Here is a 26,460-nt window from a genome sequence, read left to right as displayed (position 1 = left end):
TGTGCCTCCGCACGCGCAGTCCTGCAGCGCCAGTGGCGGCACCTCCCCGGCGTTCTTAATACCCCGAACCGTCGGTCACCAGATTGGCAGTGAACACACCCTGGCATTCGAAAGCGGGGCGCCGCCTTCTCTGTTCGCCGGACGCGGTGCGCCCATTCGTGCAAACCACGCAGGCTTTCGTATGCCAGTGCGGTTTTATTGCCAATCTGGTGACCGACGGTTCGGGGTATTAAGAATGCCAGGGGCGTGTTCACAATTGTGCCTTCGTGCTGGAGTGACGGAGGCACAAAGGAACGTTTGGTTTTCAGGGCCTTCTTTGGTTACTTTCTTCGGCCAGGAAGAAAGTGACCCGCCCGCCGGGGCGAAATCCCGGCGCAGTGCAACGAAGAATCACCGGCAAAGGCAAGACAGTCCAAACGTCCGCTTCCAGCAACCACCAAAGACCGCAATGGACCCACACCAGCCGCCGCCCCATCGGACCCCCTGACATGTTCACCAAGATCCTGATCGCCAACCGCGGCGAGATCGCCTGCCGCGTGATGCGCACAGCCCACGCACTCGGCTACCCGACGGTAGCGGTCTACAGCGAGGCCGATGCCCACGCGCTGCATGTCGCGCAAGCCGATGAAGCGGTGTGCATCGGCCCAGCACCGGCCGCCGACAGCTACCTGCGCATCGACGCCCTCCTCGACGCCGCGCGCCGCACCGGCGCCGATGCGGTGCACCCCGGCTACGGCTTCCTGTCCGAACGGGCGGACTTCGCGCAGGCCTGCGCCGACGCCGGCCTGGTCTTCATCGGCCCGCCGCCCGAAGCCATTACCGCGATGGGCAACAAGGCCGCCGCCAAACGCCGCATGCGCGAGGCCGGCGTGCCCTGCGCGCCGGGTTATCTCGGTGAAGACCAAAGCGACGAGACCCTGCTGTCGCAAGCCCGTGACCTGGGCCTGCCCTTGCTGGTCAAGGCCGTCGCCGGTGGCGGCGGCCGCGGCATGCGCCTGGTGCACGCGCTGGACGAGTTGCCACAGGCCATCGCCGGCGCGCGCCGCGAGGCCCTCAGCACCTTCGGCGACGGCACGCTGATGCTCGAACGCCTGATCGAAGGCGGCCGGCACATCGAGATCCAGGTCTTTGCCGATGCGCACGGCCACTGCATCCACCTCGGCGAACGCGACTGCACGGCCCAGCGCCGGCGGCAGAAGGTGATCGAAGAAGCGCCGTCGCCGGTGGTCAGCGCGGCGATGCGCGAACGCATGGGCGCCGACGCGGTGGCCGCCGCACTGGCCGTGGGCTACCGCGGCGCCGGCACGGTGGAGTTCATCGTCGATGCGCAGCTGAACCACTTCTTCCTCGAGATGAACACCCGGCTGCAGGTCGAGCACCCGGTAACCGAATGCGTCACCGGGCTGGACTTGGTGGCTTGGCAGCTGCGCATCGCCGCCGGCGAGCCCTTGCCTTTGCGGCAGGACCAGGTGCAGCTCACAGGTCATGCGATCGAAGTGCGCCTGTACGCCGAAGATCCCTATGCCGGCTTCGTGCCACAGACTGGCACGGTGCAGCACTGGCGGCCTGAAGATGCGCAGCATGGCCGCTCACTTGGCAAGACATCAGACGGCCAACTGCGCATCGACCACGGCATCGCCGAAGGCGGCAGCATCGGCCCGCACTACGACCCGCTGGTCGCCAAGCTGATCGCCCATGGCCGCGACCGCGACGACGCGATCCGCCGGCTGCGTGCCGCGCTGCGGGATGCGCCGCTGGTCGGCATCACCCACAACGGCCGCTTCCTGCACGAACTGCTCGACCATGCCGCCTTCCGCCGCGCCGGGATGCACACCACGCTGCTCGACCAGTGGGCCACGGACGGCGAAGCGCTGCTGCAGCGGCCGCAGGCCAGCGAGGCCGATTGGTGCCTGGCGGCCGCCGTGCTGGCGCTGCATGGCGGCCAGGCGCAGCGCGGCGGCACGGGGGTGCGCCCGTCCAGTGTCGCCGGCTGGGACATGCCGCTGGCCTGCGGCGAGCAGCGCCAGACCCTGCGTGTGCAGCCCCACGCACACACCGTGCGCATCACGCTGGCCGGCCGCGTGCACAGCATCGAACTGCTGTCCCTGGCCGATCACCATCTGCGCTACGCCGTCGATGGCGTGCAGCGCCAGACCGTTGCCGTGCTGACGCCCGAGGGCCTGCAGCTCGTGCAGCAGGCCTGGACCTTTCACTTCACCGAAGTCTCACCCTACCCGGCCGCCGAAGACCTGCGCGACCCGCGCCGCGCCCGCGCGCCGGTGGCCGGCACGGTGGCCGCGGTCAGCGTGCAGCCGGGCGACGTGGTGGTCGAAGGCCAGCCGCTGGTCTGCGTCGAAGCGATGAAGATGGAGATGTGGCTGCAGGCCGCCGCCAGCGGCCGCGTGCGTGCCGTGCACGTGCGGCCGCGTGATGCAGTGGAGGCCGGCGCGGTGCTGGTCGAGTTGGACCTGGAAGCGAAGGACTCCTGATGGACAAGGCCATCCTCACCTGCGCGCTGACCGGCGTGCTGACCAACCCGCAGCAGCACCCGGTGCCGGTGAGCCCGGCCCAGATGGCTACCGAAGCACGCGACGCCTTCAACGCCGGCGCCTCGGTGATGCATGTGCACCTGCGCAGGCAGGAGGAAGGCCAGGGCCACCTGCCGAGCTGGGATCCCGATGTCGCGGCCGCCGTGATCGGCGCGATCCGCGCGGCCTGCCCCGGCGTGATCATCAACCTCACCACCGGCACGGTCGGCCCCGACATCGCCGGCCCGCTGGCCTGCATCCGCCGCGTGCGGCCGGAGATCGCCGCCTGCAATGCCGGCAGCCTGAACTACCTGAAGATCAAGGACAACGGCGACTGGGCCTGGCCGCCGATGGTCTTCGACAACCCGGTCGCCAAGGTGCAGCAGTTCCTCGACGTGATGGCCGAGTGCGGCACGCACCCGGAGTTCGAATGCTTCGATGTCGGCATCGTGCGTTCGGTGGGCATGTACTTGAAGGCGGGCATGCTGAAGCCTTCGATGGGCACGCCGGAGTACAACTTCGTGATGGGTGTCGCCTCGGGCATGCCCTGCGATGCCGACCTGCTGGCGCTGCTGCCGCGCTACACGGCGCCGGGCAGCGTGTGGCAGGCCACGCTGATCGGCCGCGGCGAGATCTGGCCGGTGCACCAGCAAGTCGCCGAACTCGGCGGCATGCTGCGCAGCGGCTTGGAAGACACCTTCTACTTGCCGGGCAACGAACGAGCAACAGGCAACGGCGTGCTGATCGAGGCCCTCGCCCAATGCGCCCGCAAGGCCGGCCGTGGCATCGCCACGCCGGCCGAGGCACGCGAGATGCTGCGGCTGCAGGAGGCTGCGCCCACGTCCTGAGGGCGGCGCCGCCTTGAGCGTGACCACGCTGGAGGGCTACATCGCCGCGCGGGTGGCCGTCGAAGCCGCGCAGCGCGCACGGCGCAAGACGCAACCCAGACCCACCCCTAACGCGGAACAGGCTCGGGCAGCATTGGCTCTGGCGGCGTGAGCCCCAGCGGCGCCGCCCAGCCCACCCAGGCCTTGTGCAGCGGCGGCGCATAGTCGCCGCGCTTCGAAGTCTGCAAGCCCAGCGCGGCCAGCGCTTCGGCGAACTTCACGGCCACTGCCACACCGTCGATCACCGGCACGCCCAGCCGCTGCTGCAGCGTGTGGCACAGCGCCGCCATGCCGGCGCAGCCCAGCACGATGGCGCCGCTGCGGTCGCGCGCCAGCGCTTCACGCGCCACGGCCTCGATCTGCGCCAGCGTGGCGTCGCCGCCCTCGTCCAGCGCCAGCACCGCGATGTCGGTGCCGTGGATGCCGCGGCAGGCGCGCTCGAAGCCGTAGCGCTGCACCAGGCGTTCGGCGGTGATGCAGGTGCGTGTCAGCGTCGTCACCACCGAGAAGCCGGTGGCCAGCATCGCCGCGGCATGGAAAGCCGCCTCGGCAATGCCCAGCACCGGCGCGGTGCTGAGCTCACGCGCGGCGTCGAGCCCGGGGTCGCCGAAGCAGGCGATGACCACTGCGTCGATCGCCGCAGCGGGCGGCGCCACAGCCGTGGCCAGCCGCACCTGTTCGGCCACGCCGGCGGCGGCGAAGGCTTCGTCGAAGTGCCCCTCGACCGAGGCCGGCCCGAAGCTGGGCTGCACCGCCTCGATCACGGTGCCCGGCGCGGCCACCGCACGCGCCGCGGCGGCGATGGACGCGGTCATCGCCGCGGAGGTGTTGGGGTTCACGAGCAGGATCTTCATGGTCGGCGGGCAGCCTCTTGTTGGTGCGTGGACAGCGACACTTTGCATACAAAGATGTGCAAGCGCAACCCACGAGCGTGCATGATGCGTGCGCGGCGGTGAGCCCGATCCTGGGTGGGCTGCTGGCATGTCGATTGCATACAAAGCTGCCGCAAGCATGGATCGCACCATGTTTTGGCCGCCGGCCCGAACGTCCAACTGCAGGAGCCCTCATGTCTCGTCTGTCGCCCCCCACCGTCCCCCTGCGCGCCGCGCTGCTGGCCAGCGCGCTGCTGGCGCTGGCCGCCGGCCCCGCCGCAGCGCAAGAAAAAGTGCTGCGCATCGCGATGACCGCTGCCGACATCCCCCGCACGCTCGGCCAGCCCGACCAGGGCTTCGAAGGCAACCGCTTCACCGGCATCCCGATGTACGACGCGCTGACGCACTGGGACTTGTCCAAGTCCGACGCGCCCAGCGTGCTGATCCCTGGCCTGGCGCTGAGCTGGGCGGTGGACGCCAAGGACAAGACCAAGTGGACCTTCAAGCTGCGCCCCGGCGTGAAGTTCCATGACGGCTCGGCCCTCACTGCCGACGCCGTGGTGTGGAACGTGCAGAAGGTGCTGGACAAGGACGCGCCGCACTTCGATGCCAGCCAGGTCGGCGTCACCGCCTCGCGCATGCCCACGCTGCGCAGCGCACGCAAGATCGACGAGCTGACGGTGGAGCTCACCACCAGCGAGCCCGACGCCTTCCTGCCGCTGAACCTGACCAACCTGTTCATGGCCTCGCCGGCGCATTGGCAGAAGAAGTTCGACGCAGCCGCCGGTGCCACCCCTGCCGACAAGGCCAAGGCCGCATGGGTCGCCTTCGCCGCCGATGCCTCGGGCAGCGGGCCGTTCAAGATGGCGCGCTTCGTGCCGCGCGAACGGCTGGAGATGGTCGCCAACAAGGCCTACTGGGACCCCAAGCGCACGCCCAAGATCGACCGCGTGGTGATGCTGCCGATGCCCGAGGCGAATGCCCGCACCGCGGCGTTGCTGGGCGGCCAGGTCGACTGGATCGAGGCCCCGGCGCCCGATGCGATGCCGCAGATCACGCAGCGCGGCTTCAAGATCCACAGCAACGCGCAGCCGCATGTCTGGCCCTGGCAGCTGTCGTTCGCCGAAGGCTCGCCGTGGCTGGACAAGCGCGTGCGCCAGGCCGCCAACCTGTGCGTCGACCGGGAAGGCCTGAAGCAGATGCTGGGCGGCATGATGGCCGTGCCCAAGGGCACCGTGCCGCCGGGCCACCCGTGGTGGGGCAACCCGAAGTTCGACATCAAGTACGACGTGGCCGCGGCGCAGAAGCTGATGGCCGAGGCCGGCTTCTCGGCCGCCAAGCCGATGAAGGCCAAGGTGCAGATCTCGGCCTCGGGCTCGGGCCAGATGCAGCCGCTGCCGATGAATGAATTCGTGCAGCAGTCGCTGAAGCAGTGCCACATCGACATCCAGTTCGACGTGATCGAGTGGAACACGCTGTTCACCAACTGGCGCAAGGGCGCGAAGGACCCGTCGGCCAACGGCGCGCACGCCACCAACGTCAGCTTCGCCGCGATGGACCCGTTCTTCGCGATGGTGCGCTTCGTCAGCACCAAGACCTTCCCGCCGGTGTCCAACAACTGGGGCTACTACGGCAATGCCGATGTCGACAAGCTGGTGGCCGACGCACGCACCAGCTTCGACGACAAGGCCCGCGATGCGGCGCTGGCCAAGCTGCATGCGCACATCGTCGACGACGCACCGTTCGTCTGGATCGCGCACGACGTCGGCCCGCGGGCGATGAGCACCAAGGTCAAGGGCGTGGTGCAGCCGCGCAGCTGGTTCATCGACATCGCGCCGATGACGGTGGATTGAGCCCAGCCCCTTCAACACCCCCGCGGGGTCCGCCGTGTTCGCCTTCCTGCTGCGCCGCCTGATCTACACGCTGCCCATCATGCTGGGCGTGGCGCTGGTGTGCTTTGCGCTGGTGCACCTGGCGCCCGGTGACCCGCTGGTGTCGATCCTGCCGCCCGATGCCTCGGGCGAACTGCAGCAGCAGTTGCGCCAGCTCTATGGCTTCGACCGCTCCTATCCCGAGCAGTTCGTGGCCTGGATCTGGCGCGCGCTGCACGGCGACCTGGGCACCTCGATCGCCAGTGGCCGCGCCGTCGCCGACGAAGTGATCAGGGCGGTGGGCAATACGCTGAAGCTGGCGGTCTTCGCCACGCTGATCGGCTTCGCCTTCGGCAGCCTGTTCGGCTTCGTCGCCGGCTACTTCCAGAACTCGTGGGTCGACAAGGCGGCCTCGTTCACCGCGGTGCTGGGCGTCAGCGTGCCGCACTACTGGCTGGGCATGGTGCTGGTGATCATCTTCTCGTCGCAGCTGATGTGGCTGCCGCCCAGCGGCGCAGGCCCCGGCGGCTCAGCCGACTGGCGCTGGAACTGGGAGCACATGCAGCACCTGGTGCTGCCCGCCATCACGATGAGCGTGATCCCGATGGGCATCATCGCGCGCACCGTGCGCGCGCTGGTGGCCGAGATCCTGTCGCAGGAGTTCATCGTCGGCCTGCGCGCCAAGGGCCTCACCGACCTGGGCATCTTCCAGCACGTGGTGAAGAACGCCGCGCCCACCGCGCTGGCGGTGATGGGCCTGCAACTGGGCTACCTGCTCGGCGGCTCGATCCTGATCGAAACCGTGTTCTCCTGGCCCGGCGCCGGCTTCCTGCTGAACTCGGCCATCTTCCAGCGCGACCTGCCGCTGCTGCAGGGGGCGATCCTGGTGCTGGCGATGTTCTTCGTCGTGCTCAATCTTGTCGTCGACGTGGTGCAGGGTTTGCTGGACCCGCGCATCGTGAGGTCCTAGATGAGCGGCGAAGTTCACTGCACTTCGCTGACGGGCGCATACGGCCCGTTGCGGACGTTGGTGTTGCTTGTCGAAAGCCGACGTTCGTTGTGCGGAGCGCCCGAGCGGCTTGGGGTGCAGGCGCGGCGGGCCGGGTCCGGCGGTCGGCCCTGGGGGCCGACTTCGCTGCGGTTCTCGGCCTGGGGGCGCGCCGTCCATTTAGCTTCGCTCGCTGCGCTCGCTTCGCACAGCGCCGGCGAGTCAGTCTACGAAGCGCGCTGCGCGCGCCGCCCCCAGGCCTGCGATCCTCGCCGCCTCCCACGGTCCCACCGCGCCCGCACCCCAAGCCGCTCTCCTGCGACGTTGGTGGCATGCGAAACGACGAACGCCAACACAGCACCGCAAAGGCGTGGGCGGGCAGGCTGCAGCGCGCGTGGGAGGCGCCGGGCTTGGGGGGTTCGGGGGGCGGCGGGCCCGCAGGGCACGCTTCGTAGACTGACTCGCCGGCGCTGTGCGCAGCCCGCGCAGCGGGCGGAGCTAAATGGACGGCGCGCCCCCCGGGCCACCCAAGCCCGGGCAGTCGGCCCCCAGGGCCGACCGCTGGACTCGTGCGATGCGGCCTGCCCGCCCGCGCCTTTGTCGCGCCACACGTCGAACGTCCGCTTCGATCTGATGCGAACGACCGCAATGGGTCGATCACCGACATCGCGTTGGAGCCGCCAACCATGACCGACATCGCGATCAAGCTGGACCCGTCCTCCACACCAGCCTTCGAACGCTCCCCCGGCTACTGGCAAACCGTCGGCCGGCGCTTCGTGCGCGACCCGGTGGCGCTGGTGGCGGCGGCGATGATCCTGTTCCTGCTGGTGCTGGCGGTGTTCGGGCCCTGGCTGGCGCCGGCCGATCCGTATGCGGCCTCGATGATGAAGCGGCTGAAGCCGATCGGCTTTGCCGGTCACCCGCTGGGCACCGACGAACTCGGCCGCGACATGCTGACGCGGCTGATCATCGGCACGCGGCTGTCGCTGTTCATGGGCATCACGCCGGTGGTGATGGCCTTTGTCGTCGGCTCCAGCATCGGCATCGTTGCCGGCTACGCGGGCGGCCGCACCAACACCTTGATCATGCGCACGGTGGACGTGTTCTACGCCTTCCCGTCGGTGCTGCTGGCCATCGCGCTGTCGGGCGCGCTGGGCGCGGGCATCACCAATTCGCTGATCTCGCTGACGGTGGTCTTCATCCCGCCGATCGCCCGCGTGGCCGAGAGCGTGACCACGCAGATCCGCAGCCGCGATTTCGTCGAGGCGGCGCGCGCCTCGGGCGCCAACGCCTTCACCATCGTGCGTGTGCATGTGCTGGGCAATGTGATGAGCCCGGTCTTCGTCTACGCCACCAGCCTGATCGCGGTGTCGATGATCCTGTCCTCGGGCCTGAGCTTCCTCGGCCTGGGCGTCAAGCCGCCCGAGCCCGAATGGGGCTTGATGCTCAACACGCTGCGCACCGCCATCTATGTGCAGCCGTGGATCGCCGCGCTGCCCGGCGTGATGATCTTCTTCACCTCGGTCGGCTTCAACCTGCTGTCCGACGGCATGCGCTCGGCGATGGAGATCAAGTCGTGAGTGATTCATCAGCAATAGCGTCCGATGTGGGCGGCCCGGCGCAGGCCCTGCTGGACGTCAAGGGCCTGGTCAAGCACTTCCCGTTGAAGAAGGACGCCTTCGGCCGCGGCGGCGGCGTGGTGCGTGCGGTGGACGGCGTGAGTTTCTCGGTGCGCAAGGGAGAAACCCTGGGCGTGGTCGGTGAATCGGGCTGCGGCAAGAGCACCACTGCGCGGCTGCTGATGCACCTGATCGAGCCCGACCGCGGCGAGATCGTCTTCGACGCGATGGCCGTCGGCGGGCGTGAGCTGTCGCTGAAAGCCTTCCGCCGCCAGACGCAGATGGTGTTCCAGGACAGTTATGCCTCGCTGAACCCGCGGCTGACGATCGAGGACTCGATTGCCTTCGCGCCGCAGGTGCATGGCGTGGGCCGGCTCGAGGCCGTGCAGCGCGCGCGCGATCTGCTGGCCCGCGTCGGCCTCGAGCCGCGGCGCTTTGCCGAGCGCTATCCGCATGAGTTGTCCGGCGGCCAGCGCCAGCGCGTGAACATCGCGCGGGCGCTGGCGCTGCAGCCGCGCCTGATCCTGCTGGACGAAGCAGTGTCGGCGCTGGACAAATCGGTCGAAGCCCAGGTGTTGAACCTGCTGCTGGACCTGAAGGACGAGTTCGGCCTGACCTACCTCTTCATCAGCCACGACCTGAATGTCGTGCGCTACATCTCCGACCGGGTGATGGTGATGTACCTCGGCCAGGTGGTCGAGATCGGCGACAGCGAAACGCTGTTCGAAGCGCCGCGCCACCCGTACACCCGCGCGCTGCTGTCGTCGATTCCGGCGATGGACCCGGACCACCGCACCGAGACGCCGCCGCTGGCCGGCGACCCGCCGAATCCGATCGACCCGCCGCCGGGCTGCCGTTTCCACACGCGCTGCCCGCAGGCGCAGGCCGTCTGCGCGCAACGTGTGCCACTGCTCACCGGTGATCAGCACGGCCACCCGGTGGCCTGCCTGATGCACGAGCCGGGCAGTGGCCACAGCGCCGCACCGGCCGTGCCGGCGACCCGGGAGGCCGCATGAACGCAAGCGCCGATGCCGGCCCTTTCGTCGACATCCAGGGCCTGACCGTCAGCTTCACCGGCGGCCGCCGCCCGGTGCAGGCCGTCGGCGGTGTCGACCTGCAGGTGCAGCGCGGCGAGGTGGTGGCGCTGATCGGCGAATCGGGCTCCGGCAAGAGCGTCACGCTGCGCTCGCTGCTGCGGCTGCACCCGCCGCGGCGCACGCGCATCGGCGGCCGGCTGCTGGTCGGCGGCCAGGACGTGCTGGCCTTGTCGCCGGCCGCGCTGGCCGACTACCGCGGCCGTGTCGCATCGATGATCTTCCAGGAGCCCTTGCTGGCGCTGGACCCGGTGTACACGCTGGGCGCGCAGATCATCGAGGCCATCCGCCGGCATGAAGCGGTCAGCGCGGCCGAGGCGCAGGCCCGCGCGCTGGCGCTGTTCGAGCGTGTGCGCATCCCCAGCCCCGAGCGGCGCCTGCAGGCCTACCCGCACGAGATGTCCGGCGGCATGCGCCAGCGCGCGATGATCGCGCTGGCGCTGGCCTGCCGGCCACAGCTGCTGCTGGCCGACGAGCCGACCACCGCGCTGGACGCCACGGTGCAGATCCAGATCCTGCTGCTGCTGCGTGAACTGCAGCGCGACCTCGGGCTGTCGGTGATCTTCGTCACCCATGACATCGGTGCGGCGATCGAGGTGGCCGACCGCATCGCGGTGATGTATGCCGGGCGCATCGTCGAAGAAGGGCCGGCGCGCACGCTGATCCGCGCACCGCGCCACCCGTACACGCAGGCGCTGCTGAAGAGCCGCGCCCATGGCGCGCTGGCCAAGGGCAGCCGGCTCGAAACGATTGGCGGCGCGCCGCCGGACCTGTCGGCGCTGCCGCCGGGCTGTGCCTTTGCCGAGCGCTGCGCCCATGCCGCCGAGGCCTGCCGGCAGACCCAGCCCGCGATGGTGCGCCTGAGCAGCGACCATGGCGCGCGCTGCCTGCGCACCGAGGCCACCGCGCCCGGCGCGCAAACGCCTTCGGTGGCCGCGACCTAGCGTCGCGCGTGGGCCAGCAGCGCAGGCGGCAGCGTGGACCCGGGCTCAGGCATGCACCAGCAGCACCGGCACGGCCAGGTCGGCCACATCACAATCCACTGCCGCGGCGCGCCGCTCGATGACCACGAAATCGCCGTCGTCCAGCGCCAGCAGGCCATGGTGCCAGGTGCCTGCATGCAGCGTCAGCCCCTGATGCCCACCGACGGCAAACGCGCGCAGCGTGGCCGGATCCGGCTGCTCGGCGCCCGTGCCTGCGGCCAGGTCGCCCGGAACGCCCAGAGCGACCAACACGATGCAGCGTGCACCGGCCAGCGGCACGAAGCTCTGCGTGCCCAGGCGGTGGCGCTCCAGCGTGCGCCAGGGCCCGCGGGGATCACGCGCGCTGGCGCGGAAGATCGCCAGGCACGGTGCACCCCCCTCGGCATCCAGCGCCAGCCCGCCCAGGTCGTCGAAGCGCTGGCTGCTGCCCTCGTTGATCGGCCGGCCGGGCCGCTGCGGCACGTCGATCAACCAGCCATAAGGCGCAAACGACGCGGCCGTGATCGGCTGCACGCTCAGCTGCAGCGGCGGGGAAGGGTCGGGGGCAGTCATGCAACGCATCATCGCGCGGTTTTCGGGCGCGGAGTCGCACGATGAACGCGCGCCGCTCCCGCCATGCCCCGCTGGCAAAGCCCGACACCGCCACGGGCCGTGTCTACGAAGGCATCTACGACGCCGTGCTGGAACGCCGGCTGGCCCCGGGCGACCGGCTGCGCGAAGAAGAGCTGGCGCTGGGTTTCGGCGTTTCGCGCACCGTCGTGCGCCAGGCCTTGCAGCGGCTGGCGCAGGACCGCGTGATCGAGCTGCAGCACAACCACGGCGCGCGGGTGCCCGAGCCGGGACTGGACGAAGCGGTGCATGTCTTCGAAGCCCGGCGCGTGGTGGAGTGCGAAATCGCGCGCCGCCTCGGCGGCCGGCTCGACCAAGCGCAGCTGGCCGAGCTGCATGCGCTGGCCGACGCCGAGGCAGCGGCCGATGGGCGCGGCGACCGCGCGCAGGCGGTGCGCCTGTCCGGCGAATTCCACCGCGCGCTGGCGCGCATGCACGGCAATCCGGTGTTCCTGCGCCTGCTCGACGGGCTGCTGCCCACCACCTCGATGCTGATGGCCTTGTCCCAGGCCGGTGGCGGCCGCGTCTGCGTGGCGCACCGCCATGTCGAGCTGATTGCGGCGATGGCCGGCAGCCCGGCCGGCGCCGCGGCCGAGATGCGCCGCCACCTGGTCGAGCTGGAGCGCTCGCTGACGCGCACGCTGCGGCCGGCGCGCGGCCCAGCACCCCGTCAAACACCCGGCCAAACACCCAGCCCAAGGTTCGGCCGAGCGCCCAGGCCCTCGCGCGACTAGGCGCTGGCCCGGGCGCCGGCCTGCGCGCCCGGCAAGGCCAGCGCCACCTGCGCCCGCCCGCGCGACAGCAGCAGGCACAGCGCGCCCAGCACCACCAGCCACAGGGAGGTCGGCTCCGGCACCACCTGCACGCCTTGCGCGTAGGTCTGGAAATAGCGGAAGTCGGCCAGGTCGGCGGCAGTCGCGAATTCAAAGCTCAGGCGGATGTCGTAGAGCACGCTGGCGCCGGCATCGATGACGCCGAAGTCGAACATCGGCACGATCCAGTCGGCCGCGGTGGCGATCGGCGGCTCGGCGCCGGGGGCCCAGGGCACGCCGATCCAGCTGTCGCCCTGCACATCGCCGATGCGCAGCGTCAGCGCGGCAACGCCCGGGCGCTCGATGGTCAGCGCCACCGGGCCACCCTGGAACACGCCGTTGGCGTTGCTCCACGGCATCGCGATGTCCTGGCCGCTGTAGGTGGTGACCCAGTTCCAGCCGAAGTACATGCCCATGTGCTGGGCTGTGGCGCCAGTGTTGGTGGCCGTCTGGTTCAGGTAGTTGACGATGCCGGTGTTGCCGTTGGTCGTGTAGCTGGCGTTGTTGTCCAGCGTGCTGCTCAGGTGGTTGGTCTCCTGCCAGACGGCCACGGCCTGCGCCGGCGGGGTGGCCAGGCCGGCCATCAACGCCAGGCCGGCGCAGCAGGCGCGCGGCAGGGAAGCGGTGGAACGACGACAGTCAGCACGCATCAAGCACTCCAGCGGCCAGCGGAAGGCTGGCCATGACGCATCGTCGCCGCGGACGGTTTCAGTGCGTTGACAGCGGCAGCCACCGCGGGTTTCAGTTGTTGCGCCCGGCGGGCAGCGGCGCCACCGTCATGCCGGCCGCCTGCAGGCGCCGGGCCAGCACCTCGCCCAGGCCGCTGGCGGGCGTCAGCACGCCGCCCCGGCCGCTGCCGCCAGGCAGGGCATCGGCCTGCAGCGCCAGCGCCAAGGCGGCTTCGCAGACGAAGCGGGTCGTCGCTCGGTTGCCCGGATCGCCCTGGCCGGCGATGCAGCCGCGCTGCTCGTGGCCGCCGGCGCTGCGGCCCAGCAGTTCGCAGCGGAAGGAGCCGCCATCCATCGTGGCCTGCGACGGCCCCTGGCCCGGCGCCGGTGCCACCGCCTGCGCCAACCGCCGCACCACGCCGAAGCCCATCGCCTGCTGGCCGGCCACCGCGCCGATGCTGAAACCGGCCGCCGCCAGCGCCGCCACCGGGCCGCGGCCGAAGCGCAGGTACTCCTGGTAGTGGAAGTCAGCGGCGAAGGGGCTGGGCGCGGCCATCAGGGCCACGCTGCGCCGCACCACCCGCGTGTTGATCGGCCCCATGAAGAACGGCCCCAGCCAGGCGTCGAAGTCGGCGTCCCGATGCGGCGCGTGGGGGTCGGCATGGGGCTGCACGTCGTCCGGCGCGGTGCCGGGCGGGTTCAGCAGGAAGGGGTCGGCCACGAGGTCCTGCTGGCCGCTGTCCAGCACCTGCATCATCGACGCGAAGGTGCCGCCGTTGAGCCCGCCGCGCAGCGAGAACACCGCCTTCACGCTGGTGCAGGGCTCGCCATGGGCCTGCCACAGCGCCTGCGCCACCAGCCAGGCCCCCAGGTCGGACGGCACCGAATCGAAGCCGCAGCCCGGGATGATGCGTGTGCCACCGGCTGCGGCCTCGGTGTGGTGGCGATCGATCAGGCCACGCACCCAGGGTGTCTCGCCGGTGATGTCGACATAGTGCGTGCGCTGTTCGACGCAGGCCGCCACCAGCGTGCTGCCATGCAGCGCAAACGGCCCGGCGGTGCTGAGCACGACGCGGGTCTTGCGGGCCAGCGTGCGCAAGGCCCGCGCGTCCTGCGCATCGGCCACCACGATGCCGGCCTGCGCCGCGCCGGGGCCGGCCTGGGCGCGCACGGCCTCCAGCCGGGCGGCATCCCGCCCGCCCAGCGCCCAGCGCAGGCCGCCGGCATGCTCGGCGAAATAGGCCACGGTCTGCGCGCCGACGAAGCCGGTCGCACCGTACAGCAGCACGTCGTACGGGCGCGGCCGGGTCACTGGGGTACCTTCGGGCTGCGCCCTCCGGTATTCGCCCTTGGGGCTGCCCGGCGGGCTCATGGCCGCCCCCTCGGCACCGCGTCGGGCGGCCGCGTCATGCTCATGGTGTGCGCACGCCACCCTGCAGGCGCGGCTCGTCGATGCCGCTGGCGCGGTTCAGCTGCATCAGCGTCAGTGGTCCGGCCAAGCCATCGGGTTGAAGTCCTTGCGCCAGCTGGAAAGAGAGCAAGCGCTCACGCACGGCGGATTCTCCAACCGGCCCCGATGCGGCGATGGCGCCGTCGACACTGGTCAGCCGCTCGCCCAGCCAGGGGGTCAGCGGGCTGCCGGCTTCGGCGCTGTCGGCCTCGCGGTAGCCCGGCGGCACCCGCCACAGCGTGGCGAACTCGCCACGCCAGGCGCGCGACAGCTGCACCAGCGGCAGGCTCAGCTCGGTGCTGCCGATGCGCAGCGTGGCCTTCTGGCCATCCAGACCGACGAGCAGCAGGTGGGCCACACGGCCCTGTTCGTCGGCCAGCTTGACGATGCCGGGCCGGCCCAGCTGCCGCACCGGCGGCAAACCGCCGCGGCTGCGATGGCAGCGCAAGCCTTGCTGCACCGCCGCCGTGCAGGGCTCGCCAGGCCCCAGCGTCACGCCCCACAGCCGCGCCAGCGCCCGCCAGGCGCGTGCTTCGTCGGCGCTGGCGGCGGCCGAGAAGGCCGCTTCCATCGGGTTGCGATCCCCCGGCGCTGCCGCAAGGCCGTCGCCTGGTACTGCCGCGCCAGGCAGGGTGGCCGGCGGCACACCCATCGCGGACACGGTGGCCGGGCCCGGCGCGGCGCTGGTCAGCGCAGCGGTGGCCGCCGTCGGCGGCGGCAAATCCGGCGCACTCGACGGCGCCAGCCACGGCCCCGCCAGCACCAGCGTGGCCAGCGCGCCAGCGGCCACGCCCCCACCGACCAGCCAGGCCGTTTTCGGCTGGCGCTGCGGGGCAACCATCACGGCGGCCGCCGCATCGGGAACCGGCGCGTGGGGCGCAGCGCTGCGGCCGAACACCGCACCGGCCGCGATGTCGACCAGCCGCCGGTCGATGCGGCTGGCCCGGGCGGCATGCGCGCTGATCAGCGTGCGGTCGCACAGCACGTTGATGCGCCGCGGCACGCCGCCGCAGAGCTGGTGGACGCGGGCCAGCGCGCCCGCATCGAAGGGCACTTCACCGGCCAGGCCGGCCACCGACAGCCGGTGCGCGATGTAGCGCGTGGTCTCGGCCTCGGCCAGCGCCGGCAGGTGGAAGCGCGCCACCACGCGCTGGGCCAGCGGCTCCATCGCCGGTTTCTCGAGCATCGTGCGCAGCTCGGGCTGGCCGATCAGCAGCACCTGCACCAGCTTGCGGTCGCTGGTGTCCAGGTTGGTCAGCAGGCGCAGCTGCTCCAGCACGTCGACCGACAGCGCCTGCGCCTCGTCGACGACGATCAGCGTGCGCCGGCCGCGCGCATGGGCCAGCAGCAGGTGACCATGCAGCGCATCGATCGGGTCGACCACCCGGGCGCCCGCGGGCAGATCCACCCGCAGGTCTTCGCACACCCGCGCCAGCAGCGCTTCGACACCAAGCTTGGGGTTGACCACGTAGGCCACGTCGAAATCCGACGGCAGCTGCTCCAGGAAGCAGCGCCACACCATGGTCTTGCCGGCACCGATCTCGCCGGTCAGCAGCACGAAACCGCCGCCGCGGCGCAGGCCGTAGTTCAGGTGTTCCAGCGCCTCGCGGTGCTGCTGGCTCATGTACAGGAACAGCGGATCGGGCGCCACCGAGAAGGGCTCGCGCGACAGGCCGAAGAAGGACTCGTACATCGCTCGAAGGATAGCGGTTCACGAGGAAATGTGGCTCTGCCACTTTCCTTGATCCCCTCGGGGGACGGCCGGCTTCGGCCGGCCTTGGGGCGCCCAGAGATTCTGCGGGCCTGGGGGCAACCAGCGCAGTAGCATGCGCGATCTTGCGCCGCCCCCTTGTCGCGGCGCCCGCCGGGAGCCCCCATGTCCTACATGCTTCTGATCATCGAACCCGAGGGCCAGCGCCAGGTGCGCGGCGTCGAGGCCGGCAAACAGGTGTACCAGCGCATGCTGGACTTCGCCGCCGAGCTGCAGGCGCGCGGCGTGCTGGTGGCCACGCAGTCGCTCGCCGGCACCGCCGAAGGTGTGCGCCTGCAAGTGCGTGAAGGCCGCCGCAGCATCGTCGACGGGCCCTTCGCCGAGACCAAGGAGATGGTCGGCGGCTTCTTCCTGCTGAACGTCGCCACGCGCGACGAAGCCATCCGCATCGCCGCCGAATGCCCGGCGGCTGAATGGGCGACAGTCGAGGTGCGCGGCCTGGCGCCGTGTTACGAATCAACGTGAGTCGCAGCGGGTGCCCCGCGGCGCCGGATGACAGCTGAAATCCGGCCTCGGATGCAGGCCATGCCGAGGTAAGGCCCGGCGTCGATGCGCGCGGCGCCGTCGCGCGCAAGCTTGGCGTGCATGGGGTGCTGACCACGCCGGTGCAGCGTGACGCCCTGCTCGGTGCGGTGCACCAGCTGATGGCCGGCGCACCATGACGGCCGCGCGCTGGTGAGCCCGACACAGCGTTGGCGCCGGCGCACGGCGGCGCACAGCGTGGCCTGGCTGGTCGCGCTGTTCATCGCGGCCATGGCCGACCCGGCGCTCTACGGCAGTGTGCGCAGCTACCGAGCGAGGCCGACCCGGCGCAGCCGCGGTTCATCGTCATGCAGCTCGGCCTGGGCTACGTGTTCGTAGCGGACGTGGATCATGTGCGTTAGGCGCAGTGGGCACCGCAACGGCATGCTGCTGCTGTTTGGCTGCTCAGGCCGGCGTTGCGCGGAGACGGGACGGGCAAAGGCCTGTCGACCGATGGTTTGCCCGCAAATTCGGGACGAGACCACTACTTCGCGTTCGACGGGTTCGTCGCCTGGCTTGGCGGTAACGCCAGCCGGAGGGACTTTCCATCGACAGGTCTGATGAATTGACCGAACGACTCGCCTTGACGACGGAAAGCATTTGACCCTAAAACGGCGACACCACAAGCACCAACGGAGGATCTATGAGACACGTCGCCGCGACGGTACTCTCGGCTCTTGCCCTCACCCTCTCGAACCAGCATGTATGTGCCGCGGAATCCCCGCCGCCACGGAAGAACGTCGGACGGCTTCAGGAGATGAGCGTCGAACGGCTCCAGGCGTTCCTCAAGATATACGTCCATCTGCTGTACGGTAAAGACGTCGTTTGCGCCAGCAATCCATGCCCCATCGATGTTCCAGTGACGGTGATCCAGTTCGACGTCAACCAGGACGGCAACCTCGTCGACTACTGCCTCGCGGAGTTTCCGAAGGACATTTATTTCAGCGGAACAGCATCGGGCAACCCTAGGCGCAGGATCGTCTGGAGGATGACCCCCTCGACGTTCACGGGGACGAGCGGCATAACCTATCGATTCGAGTTCCACGAGGACTATGGAATTTTGCTGGCAACGAACCCATCTGGGCAAATTACGCGCGGTGGCCAAGGCGACGGCGTGGGCTCCACCGACCCGTGGATGTACCACATGCGCAACTGGCACCGGGCGAAGGTCACGGCGGTCTATCTGCCGGTGGTCACGCACATCAACACTGCGGACGCGAGCGAAATGGGGGTCTGCGCCACCGGCGACCCGAGGATCGTCAACAACTGACTTTTGAACACCGCTTGGCAGGAGTGCGTCATGCCGACGCGCCAACGCGCGGTGCCAGCCCATGAAGGCGGCGGCACAGGTCGGAGTCATCCCCGCATTGCAACTCTGCGGCGAGTTGCCGTGCTTGCTCATACGCAGCGCGCGCAGCGGACATGCAACCGGCAAGCGTCTCCACCTCGGAGCGATCGCACAAGAGCAACGCGTAGCTCAGGCGGTCGGACATCGTCAGGAGAAGCCCTTCGGCGGCTTCCAGCGACGAACGGGCCTGGTCGAGGCAGCCGCGACGGGCCTGGTTCAGCGCCAGATAGCCCCCGAACTGGCCCTCGCAGCGCTTGTCGCCCGACCCCTGTGCCGCCTCGACAGCCCGTTCTAGGTGCTCGTTAGCCTCGTCGAGGCGTCCCTCGGCGGTGAGAAGCGCGCCCAGGTTGCACAGCACGGTGTACTCGAGCCGAACGTGGCCAACTTGGCGTGCCATTCGCAGGGCGTTCTCGAACTGCTCTCGAGCTTCATCGTGCCGCCCTTGCGCCTGGTACAGAAGCCCGAGGTTGCAGCGCCCATTGCCTTCCCAGCGCTGGTCGCCGAGTTCGCAGGCCAACTCCAGCGAACGCTCGTAGTGCCGGCGCGCGAGGTCCAGTTCCCCTTGGTCGTGAAGCAATCCGCCAAGATTGCCTAGCAGACCGCCTTCCATGCGCCTGTCCCCGAGCCGGCGTGCGAGCCGCAGCGCGCGCTCGAAGCATTCCGTGGCCTCTGCCCAGCGCGCCTGGTGGTCCATATGACGCCCAAGCTCGTTCAGCACCAGCATCTCCAGAGTTGCGTGCTGGTGAGCAACGGCCAGACCGTTCGCCTCCTGCAAGCCGGCAAGCGCAGCGTCGAAGTCGCCGTCCAGCGTCTGCCGACTCGCCAGCACGACGAGAAGGCGCACGAGACACTCAGTGGCGCCGGCAGCGCGAGCGCGCATGAGCCCGCGCTTCAAGTGCGCGCGCGACGCATCGACCTGGCCGAGCATGTCGAGCGAATCGCCGGCAATCCAGTCCGTGCATGCTTGGTCGGCATCCGAGAGGGCGTCAATCCCGGCGACCGCCTTTGCCAGCGTCACGGCAACCTGGTACGGCCCGGTGAGGCGAAGTACGGCCCAGGCCACCACGAGGCAGCGGGCGGCTTCGCCGCCATCTCCCGCCTCAGCGGCGGCACGACAGGCAGCCACGAGGTTGTTGGCCTCCACGCAGCGGTGCGCGGTGGCTTGGCTCTCACCGAGGGCAGCGAAGTAGTGCCAGTGGCGTGCTCTCACCGTGGCCGCGTACGACTCACCGCTGCCCTGAAAGCTGGCTTCCGTTCGCAACCGCCGCGACGCGTAGTCGCGCACCGTTTCCAGGAGGTCGTAGCGCTCGTCGCTCACCTGCCGGAGGAAGCTCTTGTCGACCAGCCTTTGCACCGATTCAAGGATTTCCGGAGTACCGCCACCCTCGGTCGGGTTCATCACCGCGGCGGCGGAATCGAGCGTGAACCCGCCTTCGAATATCGAAAGCGAAGCCAGGGCAGCCTTCTCCGGTTCTGTCAGGAGGTCCCACGACCAGTCAAAAGTCGCTCGCAGCGTGGCTTGCCGGTCGCGACGGCCCGCATGAGCCAACGTCAACTCGAAGCGATCTCGCACGCGGTCGACGAGCTTGTGCGGCGGCACGGCACGCACGCGTGCAGCCGCCAGTTCAATTGCCAATGGCAAGCCGTCCAGCATCGTCACGAGCTGCCGAATCGCCGCCTTGTCCCCTGGGGTCTGGACGTACCCGATGCGGGCCGTCGAGGCGCGCTGGGTAAACAGCTCAGCGGCGTCGTCAACCTCGAGCGGTGACAGTGGCAATACTTCCTCGCCAGCGATGCCGAGGACTTCCCGCGTCGTCACGATGAATCGAGCGTGCTGTGCACGGTCCAGCCAATATCCGACCGTCGCTTCCGCATGGCGCGCGACTTGCTCGAAGTTGTCCAGTACAACAAGGCACCTTCCTCGTCCGACAATGGCCTGAGCGATGTGCGCAACCGGATCGCTCGAGCCCAGCGCCACCTCCATTCCCTGCGCCACGGCGAAATGCACGCCATCAGCCGTGCGCGCCTGGGAAAGATCGCAGAACCACACGCCGCCGGGGTATTCGCCCAGGGCTTCAAGCGCGTATCTTGCGACCAGTCGCGTCTTGCCCGTGCCTCCGGTTCCCAACACCGCAACCAACCTGGCTCCGTCTGCAAATCGCTGGGCCAGCAACTCAAGTTCCCTGCGGCGGCCGACGAAGCTGTCGCGCTCAGCGGGCAGGCTATACCGCAACTCCCGTGTGGGGAGCCAGAGCCCATTCACGAGGGCAACACGCCAGCCCTTGGCCGAGTCGCCCGGCGGTGCGAATGTTGCGTCGGAGTCGCTCACCTCGAGGAGCTCGATGGGCTTGTCCAGCCCCTTGAATTGCCAGTGACCAAGAACGCGGATTGACCAGGCTGGGGCGGTCCCCAGCGCGGCGCGCGCCGCGGCGCTCAACAGTGTTTGGCCGCCCGAGGCGAGCGACATGATGCGGGCCGTCGTCGGCTTCGCAAGGCCCTCGACCTCTACTGCCTTCGCACCCAGCGCCACATCCGCGGAGTGGTTGTCACGCACGTCCAGCATGCCTACATGCACGCCAGCGCGCGCACGCAACGGCATCGGCAGTGTGGCGAGGACGCGGTGATAGGCCAGCGCATAGGACAACGCGTCGGCGCAATCGGCGAAAAGCAGCAGGAATCCGTCGCTCTTGTCGACTTCCCGCCCGCGCCACTCACGGAGGAGATCGCGCGCGAGTCGGTCGTGGGCACGCCAGAGTTCGGCGGCCCGGGCATCACCGAGTTTGCAGACCATCTCGGTGCTGTCGACAATGTCGGTCATCACCAAGACATGTGACTCGCTCATGGGCGGTTGTCCTCCCTGCCCAAACTGAATTTGCTACTGTATCGGATGTTGCCCTTGGGCCAAACTGCCACACAGGTTCGCTCATACGGCAACTCCGACGGCCTAACTTGGCCAGTACTGCATGACATCTCATGGTCTGTGGATTCTGTGCGTTAGGTGTGGCTGGCCCAGCAAGCCTCAGGCGCCATAGTTGTCGCTTTGGACCAGGCGGTCCATCTGGAGCGGCCAATCGCTCAGGACTCGCCTCAAGGCACGCCCGTCGCTGATGCGGGTGTACACAGCCTCTCCGGCTGGCGAGAGTTGGTTTCCTGCCGCCGGGCGTTTGCACGCTTCCGCACAGCCGTCAGAAGCTCCTGGTAGAGGGTTCAAGAGCCCATCACCAGCGCCAGTTAGGATTGATTAAACAAGCGGCAGGGAGGCCGGCATGAACAACTCATCCATATCACGACTGAAGCGCACGCTCGGTGCGCTGATGCTCATGCTGGCCCTGGCCGCCTGCGGCGGCAGTGACGACTCGCCCGCGGACCCACCGCCGCCTACGGCACTGCCAGACTCACTGACCCTGACGGCGCCGACCACGCGCCAGGCCCTGGCCAGCGACGTCGCCTTCAGCTCCAACGCCGTCGATCCCGACCGCAAACTCAGTTACCGATGGGACTTTGGCGACGGCAGCACCAGCCAGCTGCCCGCGCCCAGCCATGCATTTGCGCGCAGCGGCAGCTATACAGTGCGACTGACGCTCACCAACGAAGCCGGCGCGTCGGTCCAGTCCAGCCGCACCGTCACCGTGGCCGACCTGGCCATCGTGCAGGGCCGCGCCTGCAGCGGCGCCGACAGTGGCGGCTGGTGCTGGCAGAACCCACTGCCTCAGGGCAACCCCATCAACAGCTACGCATGGCTCGACGGGCAACGCGGCTGGGCCGTGGGCAGCCTGGGCACGATCCTGAAGACGAGCGATGGTGGCCAGACCTGGGCCACGCAAACTTCGGGCACCCGCTCAAACCTGGGCCGCGTGATCTTTGTGAACGACAGGGTGGGCTGGGTGGGTGGCGACAACGGCCTGCTGCTCAAGACGGCCGACGGCGGCAGCACCTGGCACAGCGTGAGCGTCGGCGTGGACATCGGCACCGAGCGCCTGCAGGCAGCAGACGAGAACACGGCATGGGTGAACACCTACACCGACGCCTACGTCACCACCGACGGCGGCAGCCACTGGCGGCGCATCCGGCCACCGGCCAATGGGCAGAGCTTGCGGCAGATCGGCCCGCGCACGCTCCTGGCATCGTCGTACGACAACGGCCTGAGCCTGCTGCGCACTGTCGACAGCGGCGCCAGCTGGCAGCCGGTGCCGCTGCCCGCCGTGGCCGATGGCTTCGTCCGACACTCGATGACCTACGACTTCGCCAACGATCAATTCGGTGTCGTTCAGATCCTGGAGTCCAAGTGGGATAGCGAGTCACAGACCCACACCACGCGCGAGGTCACGTTTCGCACACAAGACGGCGGTATGACCTGGGCCCCCTTGGCCAGCCCGCGGCCTCTGTCGGAATTTGTCCACGTTGAATACCAGGTGACGCCCGATGGCGCGATCTTTGCGCACAACAACTACAGCAGCCAGACCATCGACTACACCACCGATGGCGGCATCACCTGGCGCATCCTGCCCAAGCCGGGCGGGGACGAGCCCTATTTGCAGCGCTACACGCCGTACAGCGGCAACCGCGTGCTGCTCGACCGCGGCAATGGGCGGTTTTACCTGACCGCGGACGCGGGCGCGAACTGGACTGAATTGCCCGGCGGCGGCAGCGCCAATCGGTCGATCACCAGCGTCTGGTTCTTCGACTCCCGCGAGGGTCTGGCGCTCATGAGCGACGGCAACAGCCTGCGCACGACCGATGGGGGTCAGACCTGGGTTCCGCGCAGGCCAGACCCGCTTTGCTGCCATGGCTGGCGCAGCTTGGAGTTCGCTTCGGGCGCCGCCATCGGCTGGGCCATTTCCGACGCCGGCGAGATCTACCGCAGCACGGACAAAGGTCTCACCTGGCTGTCGCCCGTGCCGCAGAGCAGCGAACGGCTCGGTTTCGTGGCGGACTATCACTTCGTCGACTTGAGTCATGGCTGGGCGCTGTCGTGGTACACGTCCACCGCCCAAGGCAACCTGTTTTCCAGCAGTGACGGAGGGGCCAGTTGGCAAGCCGTGCCAGACAGCAACAACCTGGCCGGCATGCAGAGCCTGCGCTTTGCGGATCGCAGCCACGGCGTAGCAGTCGGTGTGGCAGGCGTTGCGATGCTCACCAGCGACGGTGGCGTCAGCTGGCAGCCGCGCCCCACCGGCAGCGGCAGCATGCTGCGAAAAGTGGTCTTCGTGGACCCGCAGACCGTGGTGGCGGTGGGCGACGGCGGCACCATCCTGCGATCCACGGATGGTGGTCAGAACTGGACCCGGGTGGGCAGCCCCACGTCCGCCAGTCTGAGTGAGGTGCGATTCGTTTCTGCCTCCGTGGGCCACGCAGTGGGCACACAAGGAACGCTGCTGAGCACGAGCGATGGTGGCCTGACCTGGCAGGACGCATCGCCCAGTACGCGGGCTGAACTGGCCGGCGTGTTCTTCATCGATGAAAGCACCGGGTGGGTCGTGGGCAGCGACGGTGCGATCCTGGCCACTGTGAGCGGCGGTCGCTAGCCCGGATCAGCGCGCGTGACAAACGGGGGGGCGCCCACCCTACGCGCCGGTGACCCGCCAGATCACGTCGCCGACGTCGTCGGCCACCAGAAGCGACTTCTTGTCCGGACCCAAGGCCACGCCCACCGGGCGACCGAAGGACACCGATTCGTCCGGCGCCAGGAAGCCCGACAGGACGTCGCGAGGCGCGCCCGCAGGCCGCCCGTTGGCAAAGGGCACGAACACGACCCTGTAGCCGCTGAGCGTGCTGCGGTTCCACGAGCCGTGCTGGCCGATGACCATGCCGTCGACGTCGAATCCGGGCAGCGTTCCGGACGGCATCCAGCACAGGCCCAGCGATGCGGTGTGCCCGCCCAGCGCGTAGTCGGGTGTCAGCGCGCTGGCCACCCGCACCGCGTCCTGCGGCACGCGCTCGTCCACCGTCTGGCCCCAGTAGCAGTAGGGCCAGCCGTAGAAGCCGCCGTCGATCACCGAGGTCAGGTAGTCGGGCGGCGTCTCGTCGCCCAGGCCGTCACGCTCGTTGACGACGGTCCACAAGCGGCCGGTGACCGGCTCCCACGCCAGCCCCACCGGGTTGCGCAGGCCGGCGGCGAAGATGCGGCACTCGTTCGTCGCCAGATCCAGTTCATAGATGCAGGCACGGCCTTCCTCGGCCGGCATGCCGCGCTCGCCGATGTTGCTGAGCGAGCCGACGCCGACGTAGAGCCGGCGGCCATCCGCACTGGGCAGCAGGCTGCGCGTCCAGTGGCCGCGCGGCTTGAAGGTGCTCAGCCGGCGAGCCGGCGCGCTGATCGTCGTGGTGCCGGCGGTATAGGGAAAGGCCACCACGCCGTCGGTGTTGCCAACGTAGAACGTGTCGCCGAGCAGCGCCATGCCGAAGGGCTGGTTCAGGTTCTCCAGCAGCGTGTGGCGCTGCTCGGCCACGCCGTCGCCGTCGGCATCGCGCAGCAACGTGATGCGGTTGGCGCTCACGCCGAGGGCGGCCGCGCGGCGCATCGTGGCCAGCATCGCGTGGTCGAACAGGGACCCGGGCTGGCCGCCCGATTGCACCGCCTCGGCCACCGTCACATCGCCGTTGGGCAGCACCAGGATCCAGCGCGGGTGCTTCAGCCCGGTCGCGAAGGCGTTGACCTGGAGGCCTGGCGCCGCCACCGGCACGTGCCCCGGTGCCCAGCCTTGGGCCGTGGGCATCTTCAGTGTCGGCATGCTGCCCTGCGGCCGTGCGGCCGGGATCTGGGGTGCCGTACCCACCGCAGCGGTGCGCACCGTGCCCTGCAGCCGGCGCCACCGGATGGCGCCGGCGCCAACCAGGGCCACCGCGCGCGCCAAGACATCGTAGAACGCCATCGAACCCTCCTCGTTCAGGTGCGCGGCCTGAACCATGCTGTCCGGCCCGCGGCGGCGCATTGTCATGCCGACGGCGATGCGGGAGGGTCCGGTGCCCCGTCCAGCCTGATGCGAAGCTGGCTGGACCAGCAGGTGATCCCTGCCTTCACCGGCCGCGTGCTGTCGATGGACACCGCCGTTGCACTGCGATGCGTGCCGCTGCAGAACCCCCCGAAAGCTTGAGGCCCCACAGGCCACCGGGTCTGTCGCCGCTGCTACCCTGCACGCCGCACTTTCTGTCGGAGCAGCGCATGCAATTCACCCGCCTCGGGCCGACCGGCCTGACCGTCTCCCGCATCTGCCTGGGCTGCATGACCTACGGCATCCCGGACCGCGGCACCCACCCCTGGACGCTGGACGAAGCCGCCAGCCGGCCGCTGATCCGCCAGGCCGTCGAGCTGGGCATCAATTTCTTCGACACCGCCAACGCCTATTCGGACGGGACCTCGGAAGAGATTGTCGGCCGCGCATTGAAAGACTTCGCCAGGCGCGACGAGATCGTCGTCGCCACCAAGCTGTACTTCCCTTCGCGCCGGGCGCCGAATGTCGGCGGCCTGTCGCGCAAGGCTGTTCTCCACGAGATCGACGCCAGCCTGCAGCGGTTGGGCATGGACTTCGTCGACCTGTACCAGATCCACCGCTGGGACCCGCACACGCCGATCGAAGAAACGATGGAAGCGCTGCACGACGTGGTGAAGGCCGGCAAGGCGCGCTACATCGGCGCCTCGTCGATGTTCGCCTGGCAGTTCGCGAAGGCCCAGCAGGTGGCTGCTGCGCAGGGCTGGACGCGCTTCATCAGCATGCAGCCCGAGCTCAACCTGCTGTACCGCGAAGAAGAGCGCGAGATGCTGCCGCTGTGCCGCGACCAAGGCGTCGGCGTGATCCCGTGGAGCCCGCTGGCCCGTGGCCGGCTGGCCAGGCCCTGGGGCCAGGACACGCCGCGCGTCGCCAGCGACGACGTCGGCATCAAGTTGTTCTCTCACACCGAAGACAACGACCGGCGTGTCGCGCAGGCGCTGGATACGGTGGCCAAGCAGCGCGATGTGCCGCATGCGCAGGTTGCCCTGGCGTGGTTGCTGCAGAAGCCCGGCGTCACCGCACCGATCATCGGTGCATCGAAGCCGCGGCATTTAGATGACGCGGTGGCGGCGCTGGACCTGCACTTGAGCGACGACGAGCTCAAGGCGCTGGAAGCGCCCTACCTGCCGCATGCGGTGGTGGGTTTCGAATGAGCGCCAAGACTGAACGCCAAACACGAGGAAACACACCATGAGCCATGCCCGCACCGGCCTGCAATTGCGGTCCCGCATCACCCCTGCCGGCGAGCTGCAGTTGTCACTGGAGACCGTCACCACGCCCGCGCCCGCGGCGGACGAAGTCACCGTGCGCATCCAGGCCTCGCCGATCAACCCGTCCGACATCGGCCTGCTGTTCGGTGCGGCCGACATGAGCACCGCCACGCAATCCGGCACGGCCACCCAGCCTGTCGTCACCGCCCGCGTCCCCGAACGGCTGATGAAGGCCATG

General features: G+C 69.3%; 20 protein-coding genes and 2 pseudogenes. 14 read left to right on the top strand and 8 right to left on the bottom strand.

What is annotated here, in order from left to right:
• Positions 1–488 precede the first annotated feature (488 nt).
• Both VLK61_RS23955 and VLK61_RS23950 read left to right on the top strand, forming a co-directional pair.
• Positions 489–2,489, top strand: a complete 2,001-nt coding sequence (locus VLK61_RS23955; RefSeq protein WP_325424692.1) for an acetyl/propionyl/methylcrotonyl-CoA carboxylase subunit alpha — start codon at positions 489–491, stop codon at positions 2,487–2,489.
• Complete coding sequence (locus VLK61_RS23950; RefSeq protein WP_325424690.1) at positions 2,489–3,376, top strand: 3-keto-5-aminohexanoate cleavage protein; 888 nt, start codon at positions 2,489–2,491, stop codon at positions 3,374–3,376. Before VLK61_RS23955 ends, VLK61_RS23950 begins: the two co-directional genes overlap by 1 nt.
• Before the next feature lie 107 nt (positions 3,377–3,483).
• Here VLK61_RS23950 and VLK61_RS23945 read toward each other — a convergent pair whose 3' ends face one another.
• On the bottom strand, positions 3,484–4,269 hold the full coding sequence (locus VLK61_RS23945; RefSeq protein ID WP_325424688.1) for an aspartate/glutamate racemase family protein: 786 nt from the start codon (positions 4,267–4,269) through the stop codon (positions 3,484–3,486).
• Between the two features lie 212 nt (positions 4,270–4,481).
• Here VLK61_RS23945 and VLK61_RS23940 point away from each other — a divergent pair, with 212 nt between their 5' ends.
• The 5 genes from VLK61_RS23940 to VLK61_RS23920 all read left to right on the top strand — a co-directional run bounded on the left by VLK61_RS23940 (position 4,482) and on the right by VLK61_RS23920 (position 10,803).
• On the top strand, positions 4,482–6,140 hold the full coding sequence (locus VLK61_RS23940) for an ABC transporter substrate-binding protein (protein ID WP_325424686.1): 1,659 nt from the start codon (positions 4,482–4,484) through the stop codon (positions 6,138–6,140).
• 34 nt (positions 6,141–6,174) lie between these two features.
• Positions 6,175–7,128 carry an ABC transporter permease gene (locus VLK61_RS23935; RefSeq protein ID WP_325424684.1) on the top strand — a complete coding sequence of 318 codons (954 nt, stop codon included), beginning with the start codon at positions 6,175–6,177 and terminating at the stop codon, positions 7,126–7,128.
• Positions 7,129–7,832: 704 nt separating this feature from the next.
• A complete protein-coding gene (locus VLK61_RS23930; RefSeq protein WP_325424683.1) occupies positions 7,833–8,726 on the top strand; it encodes an ABC transporter permease in 894 nt (297 codons plus the stop codon).
• The gene (locus VLK61_RS23925) at positions 8,723–9,781 is read left to right on the top strand and encodes an ABC transporter ATP-binding protein (RefSeq protein WP_325424681.1); all 1,059 of its coding nucleotides are present in this window, start codon (positions 8,723–8,725) and stop codon (positions 9,779–9,781) included. The genes VLK61_RS23930 and VLK61_RS23925 overlap by 4 nt, the downstream gene beginning before the upstream one ends.
• A complete protein-coding gene (locus VLK61_RS23920) occupies positions 9,778–10,803 on the top strand; it encodes an ABC transporter ATP-binding protein (protein WP_325424679.1) in 1,026 nt (341 codons plus the stop codon). The genes VLK61_RS23925 and VLK61_RS23920 overlap by 4 nt, the downstream gene beginning before the upstream one ends.
• Before the next feature lie 45 nt (positions 10,804–10,848).
• Here the strand turns inward: VLK61_RS23920 and VLK61_RS23915 are convergent, their stop codons facing one another.
• The gene (locus VLK61_RS23915) at positions 10,849–11,394 is read right to left on the bottom strand and encodes an ureidoglycolate lyase (protein ID WP_325424677.1); all 546 of its coding nucleotides are present in this window, start codon (positions 11,392–11,394) and stop codon (positions 10,849–10,851) included.
• A gap of 41 nt (positions 11,395–11,435) precedes the next feature.
• On the opposite strand from VLK61_RS23915, the gene VLK61_RS23910 reads away from it, so the two are divergent.
• Positions 11,436–12,185 (top strand): GntR family transcriptional regulator, encoded by a 750-nt coding sequence (locus VLK61_RS23910; protein WP_325424675.1) that lies wholly within the window; start codon positions 11,436–11,438, stop codon positions 12,183–12,185.
• On the opposite strand, the gene VLK61_RS23905 is transcribed toward VLK61_RS23910, so the two are convergent.
• The 3 genes from VLK61_RS23905 to VLK61_RS23895 all read right to left on the bottom strand — a co-directional run bounded on the left by VLK61_RS23905 (position 12,182) and on the right by VLK61_RS23895 (position 16,074).
• On the bottom strand, positions 12,182–12,913 hold the full coding sequence (locus VLK61_RS23905; RefSeq protein WP_325424673.1) for a PEP-CTERM sorting domain-containing protein: 732 nt from the start codon (positions 12,911–12,913) through the stop codon (positions 12,182–12,184). The two genes, VLK61_RS23910 and VLK61_RS23905, sit on opposite strands and share 4 nt — an antisense overlap.
• A 91-nt stretch (positions 12,914–13,004) precedes the next feature.
• Positions 13,005–14,243, bottom strand: a complete 1,239-nt coding sequence (locus tag VLK61_RS23900) for a saccharopine dehydrogenase family protein (RefSeq protein ID WP_325424671.1) — start codon at positions 14,241–14,243, stop codon at positions 13,005–13,007.
• Between the two features lie 100 nt (positions 14,244–14,343).
• Positions 14,344–16,074: an AAA family ATPase gene (locus VLK61_RS23895; RefSeq protein ID WP_325424669.1), complete on the bottom strand. Its 1,731-nt coding sequence runs from the start codon at positions 16,072–16,074 to the stop codon at positions 14,344–14,346.
• Positions 16,075–16,257: 183 nt separating this feature from the next.
• Here VLK61_RS23895 and VLK61_RS23890 point away from each other — a divergent pair, with 183 nt between their 5' ends.
• Positions 16,258–16,617, top strand: coding sequence for a YciI family protein (locus VLK61_RS23890; protein ID WP_325424667.1), 360 nt, complete (start codon positions 16,258–16,260; stop codon positions 16,615–16,617).
• Here the strand turns inward: VLK61_RS23890 and VLK61_RS23885 are convergent.
• The gene (locus tag VLK61_RS23885; RefSeq protein WP_325424665.1) at positions 16,602–16,907 is read right to left on the bottom strand and encodes a hypothetical protein; all 306 of its coding nucleotides are present in this window, start codon (positions 16,905–16,907) and stop codon (positions 16,602–16,604) included. The genes VLK61_RS23890 and VLK61_RS23885 overlap by 16 nt on opposite strands.
• 410 nt (positions 16,908–17,317) lie before the next feature.
• On the opposite strand from VLK61_RS23885, the gene VLK61_RS23880 reads away from it, so the two are divergent.
• Positions 17,318–17,944: a hypothetical protein gene (locus VLK61_RS23880; RefSeq protein ID WP_325424663.1), complete on the top strand. Its 627-nt coding sequence runs from the start codon at positions 17,318–17,320 to the stop codon at positions 17,942–17,944.
• 28 nt (positions 17,945–17,972) lie between these two features.
• Here VLK61_RS23880 and VLK61_RS23875 read toward each other — a convergent pair whose 3' ends face one another.
• Positions 17,973–20,864, bottom strand: a complete 2,892-nt coding sequence (locus tag VLK61_RS23875) for an ATP-binding protein (protein WP_325424661.1) — start codon at positions 20,862–20,864, stop codon at positions 17,973–17,975.
• Between the two features lie 424 nt (positions 20,865–21,288).
• On the opposite strand from VLK61_RS23875, the pseudogene VLK61_RS32280 reads away from it, so the two are divergent.
• Both VLK61_RS32280 and VLK61_RS23870 read left to right on the top strand, forming a co-directional pair.
• Positions 21,289–21,642, top strand: a pseudogene (locus VLK61_RS32280) (PKD domain-containing protein); the annotation flags it as partial.
• 27 nt (positions 21,643–21,669) lie between these two features.
• On the top strand, positions 21,670–23,547 hold the full coding sequence (locus VLK61_RS23870; RefSeq protein ID WP_325424659.1) for a WD40/YVTN/BNR-like repeat-containing protein: 1,878 nt from the start codon (positions 21,670–21,672) through the stop codon (positions 23,545–23,547).
• 39 nt (positions 23,548–23,586) lie between these two features.
• Here VLK61_RS23870 and VLK61_RS23865 read toward each other — a convergent pair whose 3' ends face one another.
• The gene (locus VLK61_RS23865; protein ID WP_325424657.1) at positions 23,587–24,894 is read right to left on the bottom strand and encodes a PQQ-dependent sugar dehydrogenase; all 1,308 of its coding nucleotides are present in this window, start codon (positions 24,892–24,894) and stop codon (positions 23,587–23,589) included.
• Between the two features lie 290 nt (positions 24,895–25,184).
• Between VLK61_RS23865 and VLK61_RS23860 the strand changes: the two genes are divergently transcribed.
• Entirely contained in the window at positions 25,185–26,165 is a 981-nt protein-coding gene (locus VLK61_RS23860) for an aldo/keto reductase (RefSeq protein WP_325424655.1), read from the top strand.
• Between the two features lie 37 nt (positions 26,166–26,202).
• Positions 26,203–26,460 (top strand): annotated as a pseudogene (locus tag VLK61_RS23855) (NADH oxidase); the annotation flags it as partial.

The sequence above is a fragment of the Aquabacterium sp. genome (genome assembly GCF_035476535.1).
Taxonomy (GTDB): domain Bacteria; phylum Pseudomonadota; class Gammaproteobacteria; order Burkholderiales; family Burkholderiaceae_C; genus Pseudaquabacterium.
The sequence above is the reverse complement of the archived record's forward strand: the minus strand, read 5'-3'. Positions and strand labels throughout refer to the sequence as shown.